At 67.3% G+C, this 3200-nt stretch carries 3 protein-coding genes; 1 reads left to right on the plus strand and 2 read right to left on the minus strand.

Annotated elements, in window-relative coordinates; translation table 11 throughout:
* Positions 1–763, minus strand: a 763-nt coding sequence (locus VAE53_RS01330; protein ID WP_322817555.1) for a phosphatase PAP2 family protein, incomplete at its 3' end; no start/stop codon positions are given.
* 98 nt (positions 764–861) lie between these two features.
* Here VAE53_RS01330 and VAE53_RS01335 point away from each other — a divergent pair.
* On the plus strand, positions 862–2373 hold the full coding sequence (locus tag VAE53_RS01335) for a leucyl aminopeptidase (RefSeq protein WP_322817556.1): 1512 nt from the start codon (positions 862–864) through the stop codon (positions 2371–2373).
* Between the two features lies 1 nt (position 2374).
* Here the strand turns inward: VAE53_RS01335 and VAE53_RS01340 are convergent, their stop codons facing one another.
* A complete protein-coding gene (locus VAE53_RS01340; protein WP_322817557.1) occupies positions 2375–2962 on the minus strand; it encodes a GNAT family N-acetyltransferase in 588 nt (195 codons plus the stop codon).
* Between the last annotated feature and the right edge of the window lie 238 nt (positions 2963–3200).

Here is a 3200-nt window from a genome sequence, read left to right on the forward strand (position 1 = left end):
CGGTGAGCGCTCGCCGGGTGGGCGGCCACCAGCGTTCGAGGGCGAGGGCGATGGCGAAGCCGGCGAAGCTGACGATGCCGCCGAGGAGGGCATCGAGGATGAAGTGGTTGCCGGTCATGACGATGGCGAAGAACATGGCGACTGGCCAAGCGATGCCGAAGGCGAGGGCGAGGGGGTGGCGGCCGACCCAGGCGACGACGGCGCCGAGGAGCAGCGCCCAGCCGAAGTGGAGGCTGGGGACGGCGGCGAAGGGGTTGACGAAGGCTTGGGTCTCCTGGGCGTTGTAGCCGAAGCGGTCGAACGCTGCCATGGTATCGATGAATCCGGCGAAGGGGACGAGTCGGGGCGGGGCGACGGGGAACCACCAGTAGATGACGACGCCGATGGCGCCGGAGGCGAGGAAGGCGTTACGGGTGCGGTAGTAGGCGTGGCGATGGAAGGAGAAGAGCCAGACGGCGAGGAGGGCGACGAGGGGCATATGGCCCCAGAAGTAGACCCAGTTCATGGCTTTGATGGCCCAGTAGGAGTCGAGGATCCAGGCCTGCATCTGGAGTTCCCAGTAGATGTGGAGCTGCTGTTCGAGTTCGATGAGGTTGAAGGCGCGGACCATGGCTTCGCCGGCGCGACCGACGACCATGCTTCGGACGGTGAAATAGATAAGGAAGGCGACGATGACGACGAGGGCCTCGGTGATGCCGTAACGGGCGAGGGTGCCCCAGAGGCGGGCGAGGCGTGGGGCTGGGGGCTCGGCGGGCCGGGTCATCGGGGGCTCCGGTGGCCTGCCGGGCGGGGCCCGGCGATAATGCTGATTTCAAGGTAGCACGCCGGCCCGAGGGCCGGGATGGCGATGGGGGAGACAACGTGAAGGTTCGAATCGAGCAAGGGGACATCACCAAGGTGGCGGCGGACGCGGTGGTGGTGAACCTGTTCGAGGGGGTGACGGCCCCGGGTGGTGGCACGGGGGCCGTGGACGCGGCTTTGGGCGGAGCGATCCGGCAGGTGATCGCGGCGGGGGACTTGAGGGGGAAGGCCGGGGAGTTGGTGACCATCCATACGTTGGGGCGGATGCCCGCGCCGCGGGTGCTGGTGGCTGGCCTCGGGCCGCAGGCGGAGTTCGATATCGATGCGGTGCGGAATGTGGCGGCGAATGTGGTGCGGGCGCTGCGCAAGCCGGGGATTCGACGGGTGGCGACGATCGCGCATGGTGCGGGTATCGGGGGGCTCGACCCGGCGGCCTGTGCGCAGGCGATCGCGGAGGGCTCGATCTTGGGCGGCTACCGGTTCGTGAAGCACAAGTCGAATCCGGGCGACGAGGCGACGGGGATCGAGGAGGTGGTGATCGTGGAGTTCGATGGAGGGAAGGTCGGGGCGATGGAGCGCGCGGCCGAGCGGGGCAGCATCCTGGCCGAGGCGACGAATCTGGCTCGCGATATGGCGAACGAGCCTTCGAACCACTTGACCCCGACGATGCTCGCTGAACGGGCGGCGGCGCTGGCGCGCGATGTGGGGATGGAGTTCGAGGTGTTGGAGCGGGCGGATATGGAGCGGAAGGGGATGGGTTCGCTGCTCTCGGTGGCGAAGGGGAGTGTGGAGCCGCCGAAGCTCATCCGGATGGGGTACCGCGGGCGCGGGGGCGATGGGTGGGATTTGGCGCTGGTGGGCAAGGGCATTACGTTCGATACAGGTGGGATCAGCATCAAGCCGGCGGCGAACATGGAGGCGATGAAGGCCGATATGACGGGAGCGGCTTCGGTGATCACGGCGGCCTGGGCGTTGGCGCGCTTGGGGGCGAAGGTGAATGTGCTGGCGATCGCGCCATGCACGGAGAACATGCCTTCGGGGAGCGCGACGAAGCCGGGCGATGTGGTGACGGCGATGAATGGCCGGACGATCGAGGTGATCAACACGGACGCGGAGGGGCGGCTCGTCCTGGCGGATGCGATCTGCTGGGCGAACGAATTGGGCGCGAAGCGCATCGTGGATGTGGCGACGCTGACGGGCGCGGTGACGACGGCGCTGGGGGATGTTTGCTATGCGTTGATGACGAACGACGATGCGTTCTGCCGGAAGGTGGAGGAGGCGGCTGCGGCAGCTGGCGAGAAGACGTGGCGCCTGCCGATGTGGAAGGAGTACGACGAGTACATCAAGAGCGATGTGGCGGACTGCCGCAATGTCGGGGCGGGGAACCGGGGGGCGGGGACGATCGTCGGTGCGAAGTTCTTGGAGCCGTTCGCGGGGAAGACGCCGTGGGTGCACATGGACATCGCGGGGGTGGACAATATGTCGGCGGACAAGGGCTGGGTAACGAAGGGTGCGAGCGGCTATAGCGTGCGGGCGATGATCAATCTCGGGTTGGCGCTGGCGGCGGAGTAGGCTACGCGGTGCCGGGCGCTTGGCGCAGCCTGGGGACGAGGCTGCGAGCTGGCTGTGCGATGGGTTCGGGGAGGGCCGCGAGGTCGAGTTTGACGAAGGCGCAGTCGTGTTCGACGGTCACTTGTGGTCGGAACGGTGAGTTGCGGAAGACGGAGAGCATGTGGCTGTTTTCGCAGAGGACGGCCGCGGTGAAGCGTTCGATGCCTTGGCTGCGGGCGTGATGGGCGAGGCGGTCGAGCAGGGCGGGCCCGATACCGAGCCCTTGGAGGGCATCTTCGACGATGAAGGCGACTTCGGCGGAGCGGGGGGCGTCGCGCTCGTAGCGGCCGATGGCGTGGAGGGTATCGGAATCGATGGGGCTGGCGACGAAGGCGGCACGATCTTTGAAGTCGACGGTACAGAGATGGCGTGCGGTAGATTCGGTGAGGCGCCGGCGGGGTGTGAAGTAGCGCATGCGGAGGGATTCGAGCGAGAGGCGCTCGTGGAAGGCGAAGAGGTTGGGCACGTCGTCGGGTCGGATGGGGCGGATGCGCATTGGCTGCCCGTTCCGGAGGGTGATGGTCCACTCGGGCGGATAGGTGATATCCATGGCTTCAGTATGGCAGGTGGCGCGTTTCCATCGGGTTATCGATCGGTCCAGATTGCAGGAACCGATGGCGGGGTGTGGCGGTGTCTATGGGGTCAGTCGGCGCCGGAGGGGGAACGGGAGGGGGCGGAGGCTGGGGGAGCTGGTTGGGGCAGGGGTGCCTGGACGGGCCGGGCGAAGAAGACGGCGACGGCGGCGGCGTAGGTGAGGATGGCGGTGATGGTGAAGGGGACGGTGTAGC

Source organism: Tepidiforma sp. (genome assembly GCF_034432735.1).
GTDB lineage: Bacteria > Chloroflexota > Dehalococcoidia > Tepidiformales > Tepidiformaceae > Tepidiforma.